Origin of the sequence: Clostridium sp. N3C (assembly GCF_900095445.1) — a bacterium.
Lineage (GTDB): Bacteria > Bacillota > Clostridia > Clostridiales > Clostridiaceae > Clostridium_AU.
Genome location: NZ_FMJL01000004.1, coordinates 118,892 through 141,260, shown reverse-complemented (window position 1 = coordinate 141,260; position 22,369 = coordinate 118,892). Strand labels below are relative to the sequence as shown.

The window sequence follows — 22,369 nt, the reverse complement described above, 5'->3', positions numbered from 1 at the left end:
TTTATTTTGTACAATAATTTTAATCTATGATTTTTTAATTTTATCTTCTATAATAATTTTTCCAAACTGAGAAATAATAACATTATAATAAAGGATTAGGAGTTTTTAAATGTATAGGTTGAAGGATTTTTTATCAAAGAAGGTTATGTATTCTAATGGCAAAAAAGTTGGAACGGTTACTGATTTAGCTGTAAACTTTAGTGAAAGGAAAATAAAGGGTTTTGCTATAAGGAGTACAAATATATTTGGTAAAAAGAGTAAAATAGCTTTAATAGAAGATGTTATTTATTTTGATGATGATTTGATTGTTGACAAGGTAAGGGACATAAGGTATTTAACTTTTTCTTCTGTCAAGGGTATGGAGGTAATAGATCTACAAGGTAATATTATAGGCATAGTAGAAGATCTGCTTTTCGATGGTGACTTTAATATGAAAGGCATGATTATCAGTCCTGGAATATTGAGAAAAATTAAAGTTGGAAAAGGTGTTTTGTTAATAAATGATATAATTATTGGAGATGGTAATGTTTTGTATTATGGAAAGAATAATATAAGATTTAGTATTTTACGTCATAGTATAAGTGGTGGGCATTATTATGAATAAAATCATACGGTATGTTTCAATAACTCTAATTTCTTTATTAATAGTATATTTATTATACACTAATCCAATCCTAAAGGAAGTTATTAAAACAGCTTTTATAGCCTTTGTACTAGCTTATGTCTTAAAACCTGTTCAAGGCAAAATGATGGAAAAAGGTATTGGTAAAAAAATATCATCAATAATCTTGTTAATGGCTGTCTTGTTAATGATTGTTTTATTATTTGCATTCTTAATTCCTAATATAATTAAAGAAACCTTAACTTTGGACCATACTTTTGACGAGATGCAAAATTTTATAGAAAATATAAACAAGACTATTGAGAGTTTATCTAATAATAGATACTTAAAAAATGCTATAAATATGCTTTTGAAGAAAGGCGAAAATTTGGCTTCCAATTTTTTTAATAATCTTGTGGATGGCATTTTTGAAAAGACTAGTAATGTTTTTTCTTTAGCCGTTATTCCTATATTAATATACTATATTTTAGCTGATGGAGATGTTTTAAGTAAGAGTCTTATTTTTTTAATTCCTCTTAGAAAGAGATGCATAATAAGAAAACTGGGTAAAAATATAAATATAGCCTTATCTAAATATATATTAAGCCAACTTCTCTTATGTGCATTGATAAGTATAATGACCTTTTTTGTTTTATTAATATTAGATATAGGTTTCCCTATAATGTTATCCTTATTAAATGGTATATTTAATATTGTACCTTATTTTGGTCCTCTTTTAGGTTCCTTGCCTGCTGTTATAATAGCACTGTTAGATTCACCTAAAAAAGCTATTTGGTCTATATTGTTTTTGAATTTAATTCAACAAATTGAAGGAGATATTATAGCACCGAAAATAACAGGTGATACAGTGGATATACATCCCTTATTTATAATCTTGCTACTTATAGCTGGTGGGAAAGTAGGTGGATTTATTGGTATGGTTATGGCTGTTCCAATAGCTGTAATTGCTAAAGTGATTGTTGAAGACTTGGATTATTATATGTATTCTTAAATGATTCTTGACAGATTTCCTTCAATAAATTATAATTCATCTATAAATTTAATAATAAGTGATGATGGGAATTAGTAGACTGATCGATCCATTCAGAGAGGAAGTGGTTGCTGCAAACTTCTTGGTAGGTCTTTCGAAGCTGTCCTTGAGCTTTATTTTAATGAGATGCAGAAATTTTTCTGTAATTAGGGTGGTACCGCGGAATAGACTTTCGTCCCTTGAGGGATGAAGGTCTTTTTGTTATAAAGATTATAGGAGGGATATACATATGAAAGCAATGGGTTTAAATGAAATTAGAGAAGCTTACTTAAAATTTTTTGAAAGCAAAGAACACCTAAGACTTAAAAGTTTTTCACTAGTACCTAAAAACGATAAGAGTTTATTATTAATAAATGCTGGTATGGCTCCACTAAAGCCTTACTTCACAGGATTGCAAAAGCCACCAAAGACTAGAATAACTACCTGTCAAAAGTGCATAAGAACTGGTGATATTGAAAATGTAGGAAAAACATCAAGACATGCTACCTATTTTGAAATGCTTGGTAATTTTTCCTTTGGTGACTATTTTAAAAAGGAAGTTATTCCATGGGCCTGGGAGTTTGTAACAGAGGTTTTGCAAATTCCTAAAGATAAGCTTTATGTAACAATCTATCATGAGGACGATGAAGCCTTTGAAATTTGGTCAAAAAGCACAGATATTGATCCTGCAAGAATATTCCGTTTAGGAAAAGAGGATAACTTCTGGGAAATAGGTCAAGGACCTTGCGGACCTTGTTCTGAGATACATTTCGACAGAGGTGAAGGTGTTATTAAAACACTAGAAGAGTTTGTTGCAGCAGCAGAGGAAGATAGGGTAGTAGAATTTTGGAACCTTGTATTTACACAGTTTGATAAGGATGAAAATGGAGTCTACAATAGATTAGAACATCCAAATATAGATACCGGTATGGGGCTTGAAAGAATAGCTACTATAATGCAAGGTAAAAACACTATATTCGAAGTAGATACAATAAAGTCCATATTGGATGAGGTTTGCAGAGTAGCTTCCTGTACATATGGAGAAAACAGCACAAAGGACATTTCCTTAAGAATTATCACTGACCATATTAGAAGTGTAACTATGCTAATATGTGATGGTGTGCTTCCATCTAATGAAGGCAGAGGTTATGTTTTAAGAAGACTTTTAAGAAGAGCAGCAAGACATGGTAGACTTTTGGGATTAAAGAGTGCATTCTTATATGAGATATGTGAAGTGGTTATAGAAAATTCTAAAGGAGCATATCCTGAGCTAGAAGAGAAAAAAGAATACATAAAAAATGTAATTAAATTAGAAGAGGAAAGATTTGAAGAAACCATTGACTCTGGCATGAGCATATTAAATGAGTACATCGAGGAGTTGGAAATGTCTGGGGAAAAGGTTCTAAAGGGAGAGTTTGTATTCAAACTATATGACACCTATGGTTTCCCAGTAGAGCTAACAGAGGAAATTTTATCAGAAAAGGGATTCACTCTTGATATGGAAGGCTTCCATAATGAAATGAAGCTTCAAAGGGAAAGAGCAAGAAGTGCAAGAGGAGAATCTAATTACATGGGTACTGATGAAAATGTAGCAAATAGTATTCCAGCAGAATATAATACTAAATTTGTGGGCTATGAATTTATTAAGTATGATTCAAAAGTTTCACTTATAATTAAAGATAATCAATTTGCGGAAAGCCTAGAAGAAGGAGATAAGGGATTTATTCTTTCAGATGATACACCTTTTTATGCAGAAATGGGAGGACAGGTTGGAGATACCGGTCTAATATATAATGATAGCTTTAAAGCTATTGTAGAGGATTGTAAAAAGAACGTAGGTGGAAAGACCCTTCATTTTGTTAAGGTAATAGAAGGAAGTCTAAATACAGGGGATAATATAACTCTTGAAGTAGATAGTGTTAGAAGAGATAACATTAGAAAAAATCACACCGGTACTCATCTATTACAGGCAGCATTAAAAGCAGTATTAGGTGATCATGTACATCAAGCTGGTTCCTTGGTAGAAGAAGATAAGTTAAGATTTGACTTTACTCATTTTACTGCTATGACAGAGGAAGAGATAGCAAAGGTGGAAGCCTTGGTTAATGCAAATGTCATGAAAGCAGAACCAGTGGTTACTGAAGAGTTAACCTTAGAGGAAGCAAGAACCAAAGGTGCTTTAGCTCTCTTTGATGAGAAATACGGAGATCTTGTTAGAGTAGTTTCTGTGGGAGACTTCAGTATGGAGCTTTGTGGTGGAACCCATGTAGCTAACTCTGGAGAAATAGGATTATTTAAAATAATTTCTGAAACTGGTGTTGCTGCTGGTGTAAGAAGAATAGAAGCAGTTACAGGTTTTAATGCCATAAAACATTTAAATAGTAGCTTAGAAACTATAAAAGAAGTTGCAAGTAACTTAAAATGTTCTCCAAAGGAAGTAGTTAATAAAGCTCAGTCATTAGTTCAAGAGTTAAAGGAAAAAGAAAGAGAAATAAATGAATTAAAGAAAGAATTAGCTAAGGGAGCAGAAGGAGAATTACTAAATAATATTAAAGAAGTTAAGGGCGTTAAGTATATCGCAGCTACTGTAGATAATATGGATAGTGAGAATCTTAGAGAATTAGGTGATAGACTAAGAAATAAACTTCAAAGCGGTGTGGTAGTTTTAGGTAGCGTATATGAAGGTAAAGTACTACTTCTAGCTATGGCAACTAAGGATGCTGTAGATAAGGGCGTTCATTGTGGAAAAATCATTAAAGAAGTTGCAACAGTAGCTGGTGGTGGTGGTGGCGGAAGGCCAGATATGGCACAAGCTGGAGGAAAGAAACCAGAAAAATTAACAGAAGCTATAGATCTTGTAGAAAAGTTACTAGAAACTTTGGTTAAATAGTATACTTTTACTAAAATATATTTTATAATATAAATATAAAGTAACTGTTATGGGTATATAATAATATTATATTGTCTATGGAATTAATATATAAATAGCCTTTCGCTAAAGCGTTATAGCAAGGGGGTGAAGTCTGTTAGAAATCATGAAAGTGGTTTTAGACAGGGGAATATGGAAAAGAATGATAATACAATGCAATTTAATTTTATAAACAATAAAAGGGATTTGACTAAGGCAATATTAACTCAAGTTTATGATTCACTAATGGAAAAAGGATATAATCCGGTGAACCAATTAGTTGGATATCTTATTTCCGGAGATCCTACTTACATAACTAACTATAATGGAGCTAGAGCGTTAGTTAGGAAGTTAGAACGTGATGAAATTCTTGAAGAGGTTATAAAATCTTATTTAGATATAAAATAAAAAAATGCCCTTTTTAGGGCATTTTTATTTTAAGAGTGGAGAGCTATGAGAATTTTAGGATTAGATATTGGTGAAAAAACAATTGGTGTAGCGGTAAGTGATCCTTTGGGCTTTACAGCACAAGGAATATGTACTATTAAACGTCAAGGCTTAAATAAAGACTTGGAAGAAATAAAGAAATATGTGTTAGAATATAGCTGTGAACTTATTGTAGTAGGCTTACCTAAAAACATGAATGGAACTATAGGACCTTCAGGAGAAAAGGTTTTAAAATTATCGAAAAAAATAGAAGATTATATTGGAGTTAAGGTAGATACTTGGGATGAAAGGCTTACTACTGTTGCAGCTCATAAAGCTATGTTAGAAGCAGATTTATCACGAAATAAACGAAAAAGAATCGTTGATAAACTGGCGGCTATGTATATATTACAAGGTTATCTTGATAGAATGTCAAAAAGTTAAAAGAACAGAAAGGGAGGATTAACATGGAAAACGATGTAGAAAGAATTGTATTGACCGATGAAGAAGGTGTAGAAACTGAATTTAATGTAATAACTAAATTTGATATCGAGGATAAGGAGTATGTTATTGTAATTCCTGTAGAAGGGGAAGAGGAAGAAGCCATTGCATTAAGAATAGATAAAGATGATGATGGCAATGACGTATTAGTAACTATTGAAGATGATGAAGAATTTCAAATGGTATGTGAGGCTTATGAAGCTATTTTTTCAGAAATTGAATAAGTTTAGTAAGAAGAGGGATGCAAATGTCAAAGATGAGTGTTGATGAAGTAAATAAATTGAGAGAAAACTTAAAAGCTAAGGGCTATAAGCTTACACCTCAAAGGAGAGCCATAGTAGATGGTATAGTAAATAGTGAGGGACAACATCTTACAGCTGAAGAAATTTATGATTTGGTTAAAATAGATTGCCCTGAAATAGGTCTTGCTACAGTATATAGAACTATTGCTATGTTAGAGGAATTGGGTATAGTCAGCCGATTAGATCTTGGTGACAATATAAGTAGATTTGAATTGGTTCATGAGGAGGAGAATCATCAACACCATCATTTGGTATGTAATAAATGTTCTAAGGTATTAGAAGTAGAGGGAGATTTATTAGACCAAATAGAGCAAACTATAGAAGAAAAATACAAGTTTAGAATAACCAATCATAGCGTCAAGTTCTTTGGATTATGTAAGGAGTGTTCAGAGGCTGAGCTGAAGTAGAAGGAGGCGGTTTAATGAGGAAGGAGAAGGATAAAATCAAGATTATACCTCTTGGTGGCGTTAACGAGATTGGTAAAAACCTTTACGTTATTGAATATAAAGAGGAAATAATAGTGATTGATTGCGGCTTAAAGTTCCCTGATGAAGAAATGTTCGGAATAGATATTGTCATACCAGACATAAGTTATTTATTAAAAAATGCGGAAAAAGTTAAAGGAATATTTCTTACTCATGGCCATGAAGACCATATAGGAGCTTTACCTTATGTATTAAAGCAATTAAATGTACCGGTATATGGTACAAAGTTAACTTTAGGTATACTGCAAACTAAGCTTAAAGAGCATAATTTACTAAGTGTAACTGATTTAAGAACAGTAAGTCCTAAGGATATAGTAAAATTAGATAAAATGTCAGTTGAATTTATTAAAACAAACCATAGTATAGCTGACTCAGTGGCTATAGCTATCCATACTCCACTGGGTGTAATTTTGCATACAGGAGATTTTAAAATAGACTATACTCCTATAGATGGAGAAGTTATAGATCTGTGCAGATTCGCAGAACTAGGTCGCAAAGGTGTACTTGTAATGTTAGCAGATAGTACAAATGTAGAGCGACCGGGTTATACTATGTCTGAAAGTACTGTAGGTGAGACCTTTGAAAAAATATTTGCCAAGACTAAGGGTAGAATTATCGTAGCAACTTTTGCTTCAAATATTCATAGAATTCAACAAATTATAACCGCTTCAGAAAAGTATGGAAGAAAGGTAGCGGTTTCTGGTAGAAGTTTAGAAAATATTGTAGCTGTAGGAACAGAATTAGGATATATTCAAGCTAATGATAATGTTCTTATAAGCATTGATGCTATAAATAAGTATCCACCTGAAAAAGTAACTATCGTTACTACTGGCAGTCAAGGAGAAGCTATGTCTGCTCTTTCTCGAATTGCTAGCAATGAACATAAAAAAGTTAGCATAAGTCCAGGGGATACAGTGATAATCTCTGCTACCCCAATTCCAGGAAATGAGAAGTTTGTTTCAAGAGTTGTAAATCAACTATTTAAAAATGGAGCGGAAGTAATATATGAAGATTTAGCTGAAGTTCATGTTTCAGGCCACGCCTGTCAAGAGGAACTAAAGCTTATGCATAGTTTGGTAAAACCTAAGTTTTTCTTGCCAGTACACGGTGAATTTAGACATCTAAAGCAGCATGCAGAATTAGCTGTTAAACTAGGTATGGATAGGTCTAACATTATGCTTGTTGACATAGGAAATTTAGTTGAGGTCACCAGAGATTCAATAAAGGCCAATGGTAGCGTTCCATCAGGAAATGTTTTCGTAGATGGATTAGGTGTTGGCGATGTTGGAAATATAGTATTAAGAGACAGAAAGCACCTATCCCAGGATGGTATACTAACGGTAGTTGTAACCATCGAAAAGGAAAGTGGTAATGTAATAGCAGGACCAGATATTATTTCTAGAGGTTTCGTATACGTAAGGGAATCTGAGGACTTAATGGAAGAATCAAGAGTTGTAGTTAAAAATGCTTTAAGAGAATGTGAGGAAAATGGCATTAGAGATTGGGCAACCTTAAAAACTACTATGAAAGAGGATTTAAGAAATTTCTTGTATGAGAAAACTAAGAGAAAGCCAATGATACTACCTATAATTATGGAGATTTAAGATAGGTTGAATAAACCCAACTCCTCTTATATTTATATGACATATAAGTAGAAATAAACCAATTAAATAGCATAGTTTTTAATAAGTTGACATTTCACTATCATAATATTAGAATTAATATGACACAGGTAAAATTGGGTACAAGGTATCCAATTTTATTTTTGATTATTATCTTAAGTTTATATATAGACGGAGGAAAAAATGAACGAATATATTAGAGAAGATATACGAAATATCGCTATTATCGCTCACGTTGACCATGGTAAAACTACATTAGTTGATGCTATGTTAAAACAGAGTCATGTTTTTAGAAATAATGAAAAGGTCGAAGAAAGAATTATGGATTCTAATGATCTGGAAAAAGAAAGAGGAATAACTATATTGTCTAAAAATACCGCAGTTAGCTATAAGGGTATTAGGATAAATATTGTAGATACTCCAGGGCATGCTGACTTCGGTGGAGAGGTAGAAAGAGTATTAAAAATGGTAGATAGTGTTCTACTAGTTGTGGACTCTTACGAAGGAACAATGCCTCAAACAAAGTTCGTATTAAAAAAGGCATTAGAACTAGGTTTAAAGCCTATAGTAGTAATTAACAAGATTGATAAACCGGATGCAAGACCAGTGGAAGTTATTGATGAAGTTTTCGATCTTTTTGTAGAGTTAGGCGCAGATGATGAGCAGTTGGATTTCCCTATAGTTTACTGTTCTGCAAAGGAAGGTTATGCTACCCTTAATGTAGATGAACCAAGCTCTAACATGGATCCCCTATTTACTACTATAATTGAAAAAGTAGAGCCACCAAAGGGTTATGTAGATAAGCCATTGCAGTTATTGGTTACTACAATTGATTCTAATGAATATATAGGAAGAATATGCATTGGTAAAATTGAAAGAGGAGTTATTAAAAAGAATCAAAATGTAACTGTACTTCATAGAGATGGAAGTTCTCATAATGTAAAAGTTTCAGGACTTTATGTATATAGTGGTCTGAAAAGAGTTGAAGTAGAAGAAGCACAGCTTGGAGATATTGTAGCGGTAAGCGGTTTAGGTGAAGTGAACATTGGTGAAACTATCGCAGATAGTGCTGCTCCAGAAGCATTACCTTTTGTAGATATAGATGAACCTACACTTAGCATGAATTTTATAGTAAATGATTCTCCTTTTGCTGGTAGAGAAGGTGAATTCGTTACATCTAGACATTTAAGAGACAGACTTATGAAGGAGTTAGAAACTAACGTAAGTTTAAGGGTAGAGGAATTATCACCAGATACCTTTAAAGTAAGTGGTAGAGGAGAATTACATCTTTCTATCCTAATAGAAACCATGAGAAGAGAAGGCTATGAATTCCAAGTATCAAAACCTTCCGTAATATTTAAAGAAAAAGAAGGAAAAACCTTAGAGCCTATGGAATTATTAACTATAGACGTACCTGAAGAATTTATGGGAGCAGTAATTCAAAAGCTAGGACCTAGAAAGGCTGAAATGAAAAATATGACCTCTGCGGTGAATGGATATGTAAGATTAGAGTTTGCTATTCCATCAAGAGGATTAATAGGTTTTAGAAATGAATTTATGACTGATACCAAAGGTAACGGTATAATGAATAGTATATTCACTGGCTATGAGGAATATAAGGGAGATATACCTCAGAGATCTAGGGGATCATTAGTAGTATTTGAAAGCGGTGAGGCTGTAACTTACGGTCTATTTAATGCTCAAGAAAGAGGAACATTGTTTATAGAACCGGGTACTGAAGTTTATGAAGGTATGATTGCAGGAGAATGTTCTAGAGCAGATGATATAGAGGTTAACGTATGTAAAAAGAAACATTTAAGTAACACACGTGCTTCTGGATCCGATGATGCGTTAAAATTAACACCAGTGAAAAAAATGTCCTTGGAACAATGCTTAGAATTCATAAATAATGATGAATTGGTAGAGGTAACACCAAAATCTATTAGAATGAGAAAAAGAATACTAAATACAGAAATGAGAAAGAAGGCAGCTAGAAGAAACAACGGATAAACGCATTTTATATGGGGGAAATAAAATGGAAAAAAAGATAATCAAGATCGTAGCAAAAGTTTGGATTGTGATTATGTGTATAGTTATTGGTTCCAGAGCCTATTATTTAAGTATTATAAAAAAACCTTTAAGAAACATTAATGGGTCTGAGAAAATAGCTATCACTAGTGGAGATACCATTAACTCTGTCATTAATAAGCTAAACAAGGAAGGTAAGATTAAAAATTCTTTCTTTGTAAGACTTTATATGAAACTCAATCCTGCTGATATTAGCCTTAAGAAAAGTGAAATCAAAATTAGTGCTGATATGTCTTTAGATGAGTTGCTTTTAGCTATTGATCAAGCAGAACCAGCAGAAGATGCTGGTGTTGCTAGGGTTACAATACCTGAAGGTAAAACCTTGGAGGAAATAGGAGCTATTCTTGAAGAAAAAGGAGTAATAACTAAAAAGAATTTTATTGAAAGTTGCCAAAAATATGAACTTCCCTCATATATAAAAAAAGATTCAAGTAGGAAATATGCTTTAGAAGGATTCTTATTTCCTGACACTTATGATTTTATTAAAGGTTCCAATGGAAATGCTATTATCAAAGTTATGTTAAATAATTTCGAAAAAAGAATTCAAGAGGTTAGAGCTAACAGTTCTATTGAATTAAAGGATGAAGATATAGATGCAATAATAACCATAGCTTCTATCATTGAAGGTGAGGTTCAAGTAGCTGAGGAAAGAGCATTGGTGTCTTCAGTTTTTGCCAATAGACTAAAAAAAGGTATGCCTTTGCAATCGGATCCTACAGTTCAATATGCTTTAGGAGTTCATAAGGAGAAGTTAAGCTTGGCTGATTATAAGGTTGATTCCCTTTATAATACATATGCCAACTCAGGACTACCAATAGGTCCTATAAGCAATCCTGGAAAAGCCTCTATAGAAGCGGCATTAAATCCTGTAGAAACTGATTATTTATATTTCTGTGCAAGAAATGATGGCTCTCATGAATTTAATGTAACTTTAGAAAAGCATAATGAGGCGGTAAGAAAATATCAAAGTAATTAAAAGACTTGGAGGAAGCAAATGAGCAATATCACTTATGATTTTATGGAACAGTACATTAGGGAATTAATACCGGAGCGCCAGGGCATTTTAAAGGAGTTAGAAGACTATGCAAAGGAAAATAAGGTTCCAATAATCCATAAGGAAGTTGCCAATTATCTAGAGCAAATGGTTAATATAATTAAGCCAGTGAGGATATTAGAGTTAGGAACGGCCATAGGATATTCTGCTATTCTTATGTATAACAGTAGTAAAAGTGTTGAACATATTGATACTATAGAAAGAGATGAAAAGATGATAACTCTTGCAAAAACTAATATTGAAAAAGCTGGCTTAAAGGAAAATATAGAGGTGCTTCAGGGAGATTGCTTAGAGGTACTAGAAGGCTTGAAGGAAAAGTATGATCTTATATTTATAGATGCTGGAAAAGGTCATTACAATGAATTTTTCCCACACTGTATGAGATTATTGAATGATGAAGGTGTAATTATTGCGGATAATGTACTCTATAAAGGTATGGTAGTATCTAGGGAATTTTTGGTAAGAAGAAAAATTACTATAGTAAAGAGAATGAAGAAATTTATTGATATGGTTACTAAAGATGATAAACTTATAACTAGTATACTTCCCATGGGAGACGGTATAGCAGTTATAAAGAGGAAGCTTTAAAAACTAGGAGGATTAGATGTGAAAAAACCAGAAATTTTATCACCAGCGGGTAATCTTGAAAAATTGAAAACTGCTATTGATTTTGGTGCTGATGCAGTATATTTAGGCGGAAGTAAATTGAATCTTCGAGCCTTTGCAGATAATTTTACTAATGAAGACTTAAAAGAAGGTATAAAATATGCTCATGATAGAGGAAAGAAAGTATATGTAACCATGAATGTATTTCCTCATAATGAAGATTTGGAAGGCTTAGAAGAATATTTAACAGAATTATACAATCTTGGTGCAGATGCTCTTATAGTATCTGATCCTGGTATTATAATGACAGCGAGAGAAGTTGTTCCAAATTTAGAATTGCATTTAAGCACTCAGGCCAATAATGTAAATCATAAAAGTGCTGTTTTTTGGTACAAACAAGGTATAAAAAGAATAGTATTAGCAAGAGAATTGTCAATGAAGGAAATTGAAGAAATGAGAAGAAAGCTTCCACTGGATTGTGAGATTGAAGCTTTTGTTCATGGTTCCATGTGCATGGCTTACTCAGGGAGATGTTTATTATCAAACTTTTTAACTGGAAGGGATGCTAATAGAGGTGCCTGTGCTCAGCCATGCAGATATAAATATTATCTTACAGAAGAAAAGAGACCAGGAGAATATTATCAGATAATGGAAGATGATAAAGGTAGCTATATAATGAATTCTAAGGATTTATGTATGATTGAATATATACCTCAGTTAGTTTCTGCGGGTATTTCTTCCTTTAAAATTGAAGGAAGAATGAAGAGTGCCTTTTATGTAGCTGTAATTACTAAGGCTTACAGAGAAGCTCTAGATGCATATTGGAATGATCCTGAGAATTATGTCTTTGATAAAAGATGGCTAGAAGATGTAGACAAAGTAAGTCACAGACAGTATTATACAGGATTCTATTTCGATGATCCAAATAAGCAAGTTTATGAAAATTCATCATACATTAGAAATTATGATATAGCAGGAGTAGTTAGAAGCTACGATGAAGAAACTAAAATAGCTACTATTGAACAGAGAAATAAGGTATTTGAAGGTGATGAAGCAGAAGTTTTAAGACCTGTAGGACCTTATTTTAATATCAAACTTAATGATATGAGAGACTTAGAAGGAAATAAGTTGGAATCTACTCCAGTAGCTCAAATGATTTATACTATTAAATGTGATGAAAAGCTTGAAGTAAATGATATGTTAATTGTGAAAAAATAATAGGCTCATTGAATAAACCGCTTTACTATAGGCTAGAATTTAGCTGAGGTGAAGTGGTTTATGCTATCTATAGGAGTAAAAAAAAGAGCAGTACAAGCAGCAAGGGTATTATGTATCATATTATCATTGTTAATTATAAGGACAGTTTATATAAAGATATTTAAGGGCAGTGAGCTTAGTGTAATAACTAATAATCAGTATACAATTAATGAGCCTATTAGTGATATAAAATATATGTTGTTAGACTGCAATAATAAAGAACTATTGGATTATGAAAATAAATTTTATTTTGTGATAGATGTGGATAGCTACATTAAGAATAATCGAAATACTGATATATCTCAATTAAATACATTAATATATACCTTAAGGGGATATAATGAGGATTATGATTTATCTAAACTTCAATATAACATGACAAATAAAAGATTGTACTACGAAGTAGATGAAGAAACTTACTATAAACTAAAGGATATTAAGGGGATAAAGGGAACCTACTGTTTCGTAAAAACCGTGGTAGATCGTTATAAAGTTTGGGATTATCAAAACATACTTACCAGTAGTTTGGATAACAATAACAATCCTAAGGATGAAAATTCCCTTGAAGGTTATATAGCTAAAATAACTAAAAGCAATTCTTTCCCTTATATATCCTTCGATAAAGATGTAAATGGTGATATAAAGGATGAAAAGTATGTAGTTCCAGAAAAAAACGTAAATATAAAACTAACCACTGACAAGGAAATGGAGGATAAAATTAAAGAATTAATAAGTAACGAGAAATGGAAGGATTATAATCAAATTGGGGTAGTGGTTATGGAGTCTTCAACGGGAAAAATTAAGGCTATGGTTCAAAGAGATTCATGGAAACCTAACATAAATTTATGTTCAGCTACGGAAAATGGTTTTGAACCAGGATCAATATTTAAAACTATAGTGGCAGAAGCAGCCTTAGAAAAAGATAAGAGTCTAGCTAATTTAACCTTAAAATGCACTGAAAGTGAAAATAATCATGGGTTAGTTAATATGGCAGAGGCCTATACCATGTCTTGTAATACCTATTTTGAAAAGTTAGCTTCCTTAGTAGGATTTAAAAGAATATATATGACCGCTTATAATCAAGGCTTTTTTCAAAAAGTACTGAACTTTAGTGGCAATTATGAAGTAACAGGGGATATTGTAGCACCAGAGGAGTTGGATCTAAAAAAATTATTTGGCAAAGACTATGATAAATTAAAAAATGTTTCTTATGCTGCTTCTTCTTTATCGATGATTGGCATTGGTCAGAGTGTAAGGATTTCTCCTCTGCAAGCATTGGCTATAGTTAATACTGTGATTAATAATGGAACATATGTAAAGCCATATATAGTAGATTCTTTAGTAAGTAATAATAGTAATGAAATTCAAAAGTTTAGCACTGAAAAAAGCAAAGTCATAGATGAAAAAACTGCTTCTATAATAAAGGGACATATGAGGAAAGTGGTGACGGATCAAAAGGGAACCGGTAAGTTAGCTTATATAAATGGGGTTGATTGTGGAGGTAAAACTGGTACAAATACTCGATATACGGTGGAAAATGGTGAACCAAAGAAGTTTTCTGATGGATGGTTTGCAGGTTTCGTGAGAAATAACGGCAAGTATTATTCTATTATTGTTTATGTACAGGATATTGATGTGGAAAATGAAGGTGGTGGCTCCACTGCTGCTCCAATTTTCAAAAGTGTGGTAGAAAAGATTTTTTAAATAGGAAACAAATCCATAGGGCTGGAATAGAATATTAATAAGCATTATTAGGGGGAACAACCTGTGTTGTTTGTTAACTATCTATTGGATATGTTTGGAAGCGTTGCCTTCTTAACTGCCTATGTAACTAGTGGCAATTCCTTTCCACAGCCCTTGGATGAAAAGGAGGAACGATATTATCTAGTCAAGCTAAAGGAAGGAGATGTTGTTGCCAAAAGTATTTTGGTAGAAAGAAACTTAAGGCTAGTAGCTCACATAGTAAAAAAATACTCCTACCCTGGCAAAGATATAGATGATTTAATATCCATAGGTACTGTTGGTTTAATTAAGGCCATTGATTCCTTTGATAGTTCGAAAGGTACTAGACTTGCTACTTATGCTGCCCGATGTATAGAAAATGAAATTTTGATGCTAATACGGAATAATAAGAAAATAAAAGGAGAGGTATACTTACAGGATCCCATTGGTGTTGATAAAGAGGGTAATGAAATATCCCTTATGGACGTATTAAGCAGTGATGAGGACTCCGTAATTGAAATAGTAGAAAATAAAATACAGGTTAAAAAATTATATTCTAAAATTAATACTTGTTTATCAGAGAGAGAAAAAATAATCATAGAAATGAGATATGGTCTTATAGATGGTAACACTAAGACTCAACGGGAAATAGCAAATTTATTAGGTATATCACGTTCTTATGTATCTAGGATAGAGAAAAGAGCTCTAAAAAAATTAAATAAGGAGCTTAATGGAAAGATTAAATATGATTGACCATTATATAAATTCCTTTTATAATATTAAAATTATAAAAGGAATTTATAACATTTTGTAGAATAATATTAGATTATTGGATTATTACATAAAAGTCGGGGATCTATCCCTTCATTTTCTTACAAGGGGGTAAATTATGTTAGCGCTTAATGAACTATTAGAATTGACACTTAAATCTGGAGCATCTGATTTACACTTAACTGTTGGAGTTCCGCCTATTATGAGAATTAATGGTAAACTTATATCAATTAAAGAAGAAAATTTAACACCGGAAAATACAGAAGCCTATGCTAGAACGGTGTTAAAGGAGAAATATGAAGAATATTCAACGGAAGGTGAAATAGACACCTCTTACTCAATAGCTGGAACAGGAAGATTTAGAGTTAATATTTTTAAACAAAGAGGTAGTGATGCATTAGCTATAAGAGCTGTAGGCTTAAAGGTTCCTACTTTACAGGAATTAGGTTTTCCTAATGTAATTAGAGAATTAACCACTAAGAAAAGAGGGTTAGTGTTAGTGACCGGCCCAACAGGAAGTGGTAAAAGTACAACTTTAGCTGCTATGATAAATGAAATTAATTCAACACAATCAAATCACATAATAACCTTAGAGGATCCAATAGAATTTTTACATAAGCACAAAAAATCTGTGATAAATCAGAGAGAGATAGGTAAAGATAGTGAAAGCTATGCTAAAGCACTAAAATCTATATTAAGAGAAGATCCAGATGTAATTCTTATTGGAGAGATGAGAGATCTAGAAACTATATCTATAGCCATCACCGCTGCAGAAACTGGTCATTTAGTATTCTCAACCTTACATACTATTGGTGCAGCAAAAACTATAGATAGAATTATAGACGTATTCCCTCCTCATCAACAACAGCAAATAAGAATTCAATTAGCGGCGGTTTTACAGGGGATTATATCTCAACAACTGTTACCTAGAGCCGATGGTGAAGGAAGAGTAGCAGCTTTAGAAACTATGGTAGTTACCTCAGCTATCCAAAACTTGATTAGAGAGGGTAAGACTCATCAAATAGAATCTTCTATTCAGACCGGTAGTAAATATGGTATGAAAACCATGGATATGGCTATAACTGAATTATATAAGAAAGGAATTATAACAGAAGAAACTGCTTTAAATTATTCTATTGATAAGAATATGATAACAAGACTTATTATGCTGTAAGAAATATCTATAGGATTTATTGTTATAAAAATATATAAGTTGATGGAAGACAGGTAAAAGTGGCGGTTCGTAATTAGCCACTTTTATTTGTTACATTATTTTATTAAAAATGGTAATAATATATACAATATATGCTACTAACTTAAAAGTGTTTGGTAATATATTATTTTATTTTTCTACATTTAAAAAGTTACAGAAAAAAATTAAAAGCTATAGTAATAGATTCTCTTTTGTGCTAAAATAACCTTGAATCAGGGGGGATTAGTAGATGCAGTTTATAAAAAACATATTTGATATTATTGTGACAGTGTTCACCAAAGCTCTATTCATCTATTCAGTATACTATGTACTTTTATCCATGTTCGGTTTCATCAGAATAAAAAGTAAAAAGAAATTTGAACCTCAAAAGTCTTTTGCTTTGTTGGTAGCAGCTCATAATGAGGAAAAAGTAATTGAAAATATTGTTCATAGCCTATTAAATTTGGATTATCCAAGAGAATTATATGATATATTTGTAATTGCTGACAACTGTACCGATAATACTGCAAAATTAGCAAGAGAAGCCGGAGCAATTGTATATGAGAGAACTAATAAAGAAAAAAGAGGTAAGGGTTATGCTCTTGAATGGATGTTTGACAAAATTTTCAAAATGAAAAAAAAGTACGATGCAGTAGTGATTTTTGATGCAGATAATTTAGCATCAAAGCAATTTCTAAAGGAAATGAACAATAAGCTTTGTGAAGGTTTTGAGGTTGTTCAAGGATATTTAGACAGTAAAAATCCTAATGATACTTGGATAACAGGTGGATATTCTATTTCCTTCTGGACCTCTAATAGAATGTTCCAAAATGCTAGAAGCAACTTACGTCTTTCTAGTCAATTAGGTGGAACAGGTTTTTGTATTGCCACTGAAACTTTAAAGGAATTAGGATGGGGAGCTACCTGTTTAACAGAAGATCTAGAATTTACCTGTAAGCTTGTACTTAACGGCAGAAGAGTAGGTTGGGCTCATGATGCAGTAATCTACGATGAAAAACCACTAACCTTATCACAATCTTGGTGGCAGCGAAAAAGATGGATGCAAGGTTTTGCAGACGTGGCATCAAGGTATTTTTGGAAGCTTATAAAAAGAGCAGTAACAAAGCTTGATTTTGTGGCTTTAGACTGTGCTATTTATAGTATTCAGCCTATTATAACAATATTGGCTGGTTTTGGTGTTGTTATGAATGGTATACAAAAAATTGTTGGTTATTCAAAAGCCTTTGCTAATTTAGGTGATTATTTAGCAAAATTTAATGCTGGAGTTTTTTTTGATTTTAATCTTATTAATATCGGTGCTCTTTTTGTTTTTATTATGCAGTTTATATATACACCATTAGTTTTAGCTCTGGAAAAGAAGCTAAGTTTGAAAATTTTCCTATATTATTTAGTATATCCAATATATGTACTTACATGGATACCTATTTCTGTTATGGGTGTATTAGATAAGGATAATAAAGAATGGAGTCATACCGTTCATACCAGAAGTGTAAGTATAAATGAGTTAGAAAAGGCAAATTAAAATAAGGAGGAACTTTCCTCTTTATTTTTTTAAAAAGCTATTATGTTTTATTAAAAATTAACGAAAAAATGGAGGAAAAATAAAATTAATGTTGAATATATTAGTTTGAAGGTAATGAAATAGGAGGAGGTTAATATGAATAATCTACTGGTAGCATTTGACATAGGTTCATCTAAAATTAGTGCTGTGGTAGCGAAGGTAGATAGCTTAAAGCAAATGCAAGTAATTGCAGTTACCTCCGTAAAGAATTATGGTATTGAAAAGTCTGTCGTAGTTAATATTGAGCAAACAACAGAAGCCATTAAGCTTTGTAAAGCAAAGTTAGAAAGCTTATTAGATGAGCCAATTAATAAGGCATATATAAATGTTAATAATGCTTTATGCAAAATAGTTGATTCAAGAGTAACTTTGGAAACTATATCCGGTAAAGTAGTTACTGAGGACGATATTAATAAGGCTCTAAATCTGGCAAAAGACAGCGTTCTATCAGAAAATGAAGAAGTTCTCTGGGTTTATCCTTTTGAATATATAGTAGATAATCATATGGCAATAAGTAATCCTCTAGGTCTAAGAGGTAAGGAATTATCTCTTAATGCAAGGATATTTACAGCAAATAAGAAAAATATTGAAAATCTAGTACAGTGTGTTCAAGCCGCTGGTATTCAAATAAAAGGAATGATACCTCAGAGTTTAGCCTTGCAAAAGCTTGTAGTTAATGATGAAAATAAGGATAAAAGCTTAGGAGTAATTGATATAGGCGCTGAAAGTACTGACTTGTTCATATATGAAAACGGCAGTATAATTTACACTGGTCACATACCATTAGGTGGTAATAATATTACGAAAGATATCCTTACCTGTTTAAGCATATCCTTTGAAGAAGCAGAAAATATTAAAGTGAACCAAAAGCAATTAAAACTTGAAAGAGAAAACGGGACTGATAATAATGAAATCAATATATATGACAAGTATAATGGTAATATGATTGATGAAATTATTGAAGCAAGAGCTGATGAATTGCTTAGTTTTGCCTTGGAAGAGATTCATAATCAAAAAAGTTTGAAGTCTCTTGATTATATCTTCATTACTGGCGGAGGTATTATACATTACCAAGATACCATAAAGAAATTTGAAGAAGGAATTGATAAGTCTATCAATTTCATAGAAAATGATGTTATGGAAAAGAATAATTATGTTTATTCTATTCCTATGGGAATGTTAAAATTGGTTTTAGAAACTATTACTATTAGTAGAAAACAGGATTCAAATTCCTCTGATGAAAGTATTAAAAAAAGAAAAAAAGGAATTATGTCCAAACTAAAGCATTTTATTCAGGATTTTAGATAAAAGGGAGGTATTATCTTGTTAGATTTTGATGTAGACGTTCAACAATTTGCACAAATTAAAGTTATAGGTTGCGGTGGTGGAGGTAATAACGCAGTTAACAGAATGATCCAAGAGGGATTAAAAAATGTTGAATTTATCTCTATAAATACAGATAAACAGGCGTTACTATTATCTAAGGCAACGCAAAAAATACAAATTGGCGAAAAGCTGACAAAGGGTCTAGGTGCTGGGGCAAATCCAGAAATTGGCCAAAAAGCAGCAGAAGAAAGTAAAGATGAAATAGCTCAAGCGATAAAGGGAGCGGATATGGTATTCATAACCTGTGGAATGGGTGGAGGTACTGGTACTGGTGCAGCTCCTGTAGTAGCTGAAATAGCTAAGTCCCTAGGAATACTTACAGTAGGAGTAGTTACTAAACCTTTTCCATTTGAAGGAAGAAAAAGAATGCTTCATGCTGAACTAGGAATTAAGAATTTAAAGGAAAAAGTTGACACATTGGTAACAATTCCAAATGAAAGATTGTTATCTATGGTGGATAAGAAAACTTCTTTGCTAGATTCCTTTAAGTTGGCAGATGATGTGTTAAGACAGGGGGTTCAAGGTATATCCGACCTTATCACTATACCCGGTTTAGTTAATTTGGACTTTGCTGACGTTAGAACTGTAATGTTAAGCAAGGGGCTAGCTCATATGGGCGTAGGTATGGCTAAAGGTGAAGATAGAGCCCAACAGGCAGCTAAACAAGCAATTTCTAGTCCTTTATTAGAGACTTCTATTGTAGGAGCTACAGGTGTTCTACTTAATGTAACCGGTGGACCAGACCTTGGATTATTGGAAATAAATGAGGCTGCTGAAATAGTACAGCAGGCGGCAGATCCTGACGCAAATATAATTTTTGGTGCTGTTATAGATGAAAATTTACAGGATGAAATAAGAATTACTGTAATAGCTACTGGTTTTGATAATGATAGACCAGAGAAAAGAAAAATTGATTTTGAACCAGCATCAAAAGAAGAAAAACTTCCTCTTGAAGAGGTAGCTACTACTAGGGACTATAATGATAATGACCTTGAGATTCCTGCTTTTTTAAGAAAACAAAGAAGATAAGTTAAAAGACTGTGCAAGAATGCATGGTCTTTTTTTATGTTCTTTTTATAGGATGTACTATTTTAATTATTATGACAGCTGAAATCTAAAAGTGACTTAAGTAATATATTTTTCATATATACTGTAGAAATTTAACATATGAAAGTGCCAAAGAGAGTAGCAAAAATGACAAAATATTTGACCCAATAGGATTTATAATTGGTTTAGGGAGTAATGGGGAGTGAGTGCTAGTGGTGATTTTCATAGACTTAGTTCTATTAGAAAACTTAATAGTTAACTATTTTTTATTATTTATTACTGCTCAGACTCTTAGTCTTAAGATTAATTATAAAAGGTTTTTTATAACTTCAGTCTGTGCGGCCTTATATACTTTAGTAATCTTTATTGATAAATTAAAGTTTATGACTACTATCCCCGTCACACTGTTAACTGCTTTTCTAATAGTTTATGGTGCCTTCGGCAAAAGTAAGTTTTTTTTTGTTTTAAAAGCTACTTTGCTTTATCTAGCTTATACTTTTGTGGTGGCTGGAATTATAGTATATTTGGAAAATAAGAATACTTATCGGTTAGAAATTGAAAATTTTTCTGCTAGAAAATTACTTTTAGTCTTAATGGTAATCTACATAATTGGATATAGATTACTGACGTATATAATAAGTTTGCAGAAGGTAAAAAAATATACTTATAATATTGAGATCTTTGTTCAAGGGCAAATAATAAAAATAAAAGCACTCTTAGACACTGGTAACGAATTAAAAGAACCCATTACTAATCTACCTGTAATAATTGTGGAAAAAGATGCCCTTACAAATATTGATATCAGCGTACATAATAAGTTGTATATTCCTTTCAAAGCGGTAAGCGGACAGGCTAATTTCCTTTATGGATTCAAACCGGATAAAATTAAAATAAACTATGATGAAGATAAGTTTCAGTTTAAAAACGGTATTATAGGAATATGTGATACTAAGTTAAGTGATCACGATGAATATCAAGGATTATTATCAAGAGACATAATATGAGGGGTGAGATTTAAAATGGGTCTGTTATCCTTATTTAGTAAATTATTATTAGGGTTAAAATTTTTATATAAAAGAATATATTACATAGGCGGTAATGATGCTCTGCCACCTCCTTTATCTAAGGAAGAAGAAGACGATTTAGTAACAAAGCTAGTAGAAGGTGATGAAAGCGTACGGTCTATTCTAATAGAAAGAAATTTAAGATTAGTGGTATATATAGCAAGAAAATTTGAAAATACTGGAGTAGGTGTAGAAGACTTAATTTCCGTAGGGACTATTGGATTAATAAAAGCTGTAAATACCTTCGATCCAAAGAAAAAGATTAAGTTGGCCACTTATGCATCAAGATGCATAGAAAACGAAATATTAATGTATCTAAGAAGAAATAGTAAGGTGAAGGCAGAAATATCTTTTTATGAACCTCTGAATATCGATTGGGATGGTAATGAACTTTTGCTTTCGGATATTTTAGGCACAGATAATGATATAGTTTATAATCTTATTGAAGATGAAATTGACAAGCAGCTTTTAGTGTTAGCTATGACTAAGTTGAATCGGCGAGAAAAAGAAATTGTAACTTTGAGATTTGGTCTTAATGGCACCGGAGAAAAAACTCAAAAAGAAGTTGCAGACATGTTAGGTATCTCACAATCCTATATATCTAGATTAGAAAAAAGAATTATTAAAAGATTGAAGAAAGAAATTAATAAAATGTTATAGTTTGTCTATAGTATAAAAAAGCCCTCCTCAGGAGATAATTTAAATGCAATTACTCTAAAGGGGCG

20 protein-coding genes and 1 other annotated feature are annotated in these 22,369 nt (G+C 32.1%); all 20 genes read left to right on the top strand.

What is annotated here, in order from left to right; translation table 11 throughout:
* Positions 1–109: 109 nt before the first annotated feature.
* Positions 110–604: a PRC-barrel domain-containing protein gene (locus tag N3C_RS03120; RefSeq protein WP_074364616.1), complete on the top strand. Its 495-nt coding sequence runs from the start codon at positions 110–112 to the stop codon at positions 602–604.
* A complete protein-coding gene (locus N3C_RS03115) occupies positions 597–1,613 on the top strand; it encodes an AI-2E family transporter (protein ID WP_074364615.1) in 1,017 nt (338 codons plus the stop codon). The genes N3C_RS03120 and N3C_RS03115 overlap by 8 nt, the downstream gene beginning before the upstream one ends.
* A 52-nt stretch (positions 1,614–1,665) precedes the next feature.
* Positions 1,666–1,835: a binding site (T-box leader), on the top strand.
* Positions 1,836–1,881: 46 nt separating this feature from the next.
* Complete coding sequence (gene alaS / locus N3C_RS03110; RefSeq protein WP_074364614.1) at positions 1,882–4,521, top strand: alanine--tRNA ligase; 2,640 nt, start codon at positions 1,882–1,884, stop codon at positions 4,519–4,521.
* Positions 4,522–4,692: 171 nt separating this feature from the next.
* Complete coding sequence (locus tag N3C_RS03105; protein ID WP_074364623.1) at positions 4,693–4,947, top strand: IreB family regulatory phosphoprotein; 255 nt, start codon at positions 4,693–4,695, stop codon at positions 4,945–4,947.
* Positions 4,948–4,992: 45 nt separating this feature from the next.
* Positions 4,993–5,409: a Holliday junction resolvase RuvX gene (gene ruvX, locus N3C_RS03100; protein ID WP_074364613.1), complete on the top strand. Its 417-nt coding sequence runs from the start codon at positions 4,993–4,995 to the stop codon at positions 5,407–5,409.
* Positions 5,410–5,432: 23 nt separating this feature from the next.
* A complete protein-coding gene (locus tag N3C_RS03095) occupies positions 5,433–5,690 on the top strand; it encodes a DUF1292 domain-containing protein (protein WP_074364612.1) in 258 nt (85 codons plus the stop codon).
* A gap of 23 nt (positions 5,691–5,713) precedes the next feature.
* Positions 5,714–6,175 carry a Fur family transcriptional regulator gene (locus tag N3C_RS03090; RefSeq protein ID WP_074364611.1) on the top strand — a complete coding sequence of 154 codons (462 nt, stop codon included), beginning with the start codon at positions 5,714–5,716 and terminating at the stop codon, positions 6,173–6,175.
* A 14-nt stretch (positions 6,176–6,189) separates the two neighbouring features.
* Complete coding sequence (locus tag N3C_RS03085) at positions 6,190–7,857, top strand: ribonuclease J (RefSeq protein ID WP_074364610.1); 1,668 nt, start codon at positions 6,190–6,192, stop codon at positions 7,855–7,857.
* Positions 7,858–8,058: 201 nt separating this feature from the next.
* Positions 8,059–9,885, top strand: a complete 1,827-nt coding sequence (gene typA, locus N3C_RS03080) for a translational GTPase TypA (protein WP_074364609.1) — start codon at positions 8,059–8,061, stop codon at positions 9,883–9,885.
* A gap of 25 nt (positions 9,886–9,910) precedes the next feature.
* On the top strand, positions 9,911–10,939 hold the full coding sequence (gene mltG / locus N3C_RS03075) for an endolytic transglycosylase MltG (RefSeq protein ID WP_074364608.1): 1,029 nt from the start codon (positions 9,911–9,913) through the stop codon (positions 10,937–10,939).
* Between the two features lie 18 nt (positions 10,940–10,957).
* Complete coding sequence (locus tag N3C_RS03070) at positions 10,958–11,605, top strand: O-methyltransferase (RefSeq protein WP_074364607.1); 648 nt, start codon at positions 10,958–10,960, stop codon at positions 11,603–11,605.
* A gap of 18 nt (positions 11,606–11,623) precedes the next feature.
* Positions 11,624–12,841: a peptidase U32 family protein gene (locus tag N3C_RS03065; protein ID WP_074364606.1), complete on the top strand. Its 1,218-nt coding sequence runs from the start codon at positions 11,624–11,626 to the stop codon at positions 12,839–12,841.
* Positions 12,842–12,901: 60 nt separating this feature from the next.
* Complete coding sequence (locus N3C_RS03060) at positions 12,902–14,584, top strand: penicillin-binding transpeptidase domain-containing protein (protein ID WP_074364605.1); 1,683 nt, start codon at positions 12,902–12,904, stop codon at positions 14,582–14,584.
* A 63-nt stretch (positions 14,585–14,647) separates the two neighbouring features.
* Positions 14,648–15,355: an RNA polymerase sporulation sigma factor SigK gene (gene sigK / locus N3C_RS03055; RefSeq protein WP_143312584.1), complete on the top strand. Its 708-nt coding sequence runs from the start codon at positions 14,648–14,650 to the stop codon at positions 15,353–15,355.
* Positions 15,356–15,491: 136 nt separating this feature from the next.
* Complete coding sequence (locus N3C_RS03050; protein WP_074364604.1) at positions 15,492–16,547, top strand: type IV pilus twitching motility protein PilT; 1,056 nt, start codon at positions 15,492–15,494, stop codon at positions 16,545–16,547.
* A 268-nt stretch (positions 16,548–16,815) separates the two neighbouring features.
* Positions 16,816–18,108, top strand: a complete 1,293-nt coding sequence (locus tag N3C_RS03045; protein WP_074364603.1) for a glycosyltransferase family 2 protein — start codon at positions 16,816–16,818, stop codon at positions 18,106–18,108.
* 135 nt (positions 18,109–18,243) lie between these two features.
* The gene (gene ftsA, locus N3C_RS03040) at positions 18,244–19,455 is read left to right on the top strand and encodes a cell division protein FtsA (protein WP_074364602.1); all 1,212 of its coding nucleotides are present in this window, start codon (positions 18,244–18,246) and stop codon (positions 19,453–19,455) included.
* A gap of 15 nt (positions 19,456–19,470) precedes the next feature.
* Positions 19,471–20,562 (top strand): cell division protein FtsZ, encoded by a 1,092-nt coding sequence (ftsZ, locus tag N3C_RS03035; protein ID WP_074364601.1) that lies wholly within the window; start codon positions 19,471–19,473, stop codon positions 20,560–20,562.
* A gap of 230 nt (positions 20,563–20,792) precedes the next feature.
* Positions 20,793–21,584, top strand: a complete 792-nt coding sequence (locus N3C_RS03030) for a sigma-E processing peptidase SpoIIGA (protein ID WP_074364600.1) — start codon at positions 20,793–20,795, stop codon at positions 21,582–21,584.
* 15 nt (positions 21,585–21,599) lie between these two features.
* Positions 21,600–22,304 (top strand): RNA polymerase sporulation sigma factor SigE, encoded by a 705-nt coding sequence (gene sigE / locus N3C_RS03025; protein ID WP_074364599.1) that lies wholly within the window; start codon positions 21,600–21,602, stop codon positions 22,302–22,304.
* Positions 22,305–22,369: the final 65 nt, after the last annotated feature.

Bases quoted from the DNA above. Each gene is read 5' to 3' on its own strand.
- sigE (WP_074364599.1), top strand. From the start codon at position 21,600: ATGGGTCTGTTATCCTTATTTAGTAAATTATTATTAGGGTTAAAATTT.
- ruvX (WP_074364613.1), top strand. From the start codon at position 4,993: ATGAGAATTTTAGGATTAGATATTGGTGAAAAAACAATTGGTGTAGCG.
- N3C_RS03105 (WP_074364623.1), top strand. From the start codon at position 4,693: ATGGAAAAGAATGATAATACAATGCAATTTAATTTTATAAACAATAAA.
- N3C_RS03050 (WP_074364604.1), top strand. From the start codon at position 15,492: ATGTTAGCGCTTAATGAACTATTAGAATTGACACTTAAATCTGGAGCA.
- N3C_RS03090 (WP_074364611.1), top strand. From the start codon at position 5,714: ATGTCAAAGATGAGTGTTGATGAAGTAAATAAATTGAGAGAAAACTTA.
- N3C_RS03070 (WP_074364607.1), top strand. From the start codon at position 10,958: ATGAGCAATATCACTTATGATTTTATGGAACAGTACATTAGGGAATTA.
- typA (WP_074364609.1), top strand. From the start codon at position 8,059: ATGAACGAATATATTAGAGAAGATATACGAAATATCGCTATTATCGCT.
- N3C_RS03060 (WP_074364605.1), top strand. From the start codon at position 12,902: ATGCTATCTATAGGAGTAAAAAAAAGAGCAGTACAAGCAGCAAGGGTA.
- N3C_RS03085 (WP_074364610.1), top strand. From the start codon at position 6,190: ATGAGGAAGGAGAAGGATAAAATCAAGATTATACCTCTTGGTGGCGTT.
- mltG (WP_074364608.1), top strand. From the start codon at position 9,911: ATGGAAAAAAAGATAATCAAGATCGTAGCAAAAGTTTGGATTGTGATT.
- N3C_RS03095 (WP_074364612.1), top strand. From the start codon at position 5,433: ATGGAAAACGATGTAGAAAGAATTGTATTGACCGATGAAGAAGGTGTA.
- N3C_RS03045 (WP_074364603.1), top strand. From the start codon at position 16,816: ATGCAGTTTATAAAAAACATATTTGATATTATTGTGACAGTGTTCACC.
- N3C_RS03120 (WP_074364616.1), top strand. From the start codon at position 110: ATGTATAGGTTGAAGGATTTTTTATCAAAGAAGGTTATGTATTCTAAT.
- alaS (WP_074364614.1), top strand. From the start codon at position 1,882: ATGAAAGCAATGGGTTTAAATGAAATTAGAGAAGCTTACTTAAAATTT.
- ftsA (WP_074364602.1), top strand. From the start codon at position 18,244: ATGAATAATCTACTGGTAGCATTTGACATAGGTTCATCTAAAATTAGT.
- N3C_RS03115 (WP_074364615.1), top strand. From the start codon at position 597: ATGAATAAAATCATACGGTATGTTTCAATAACTCTAATTTCTTTATTA.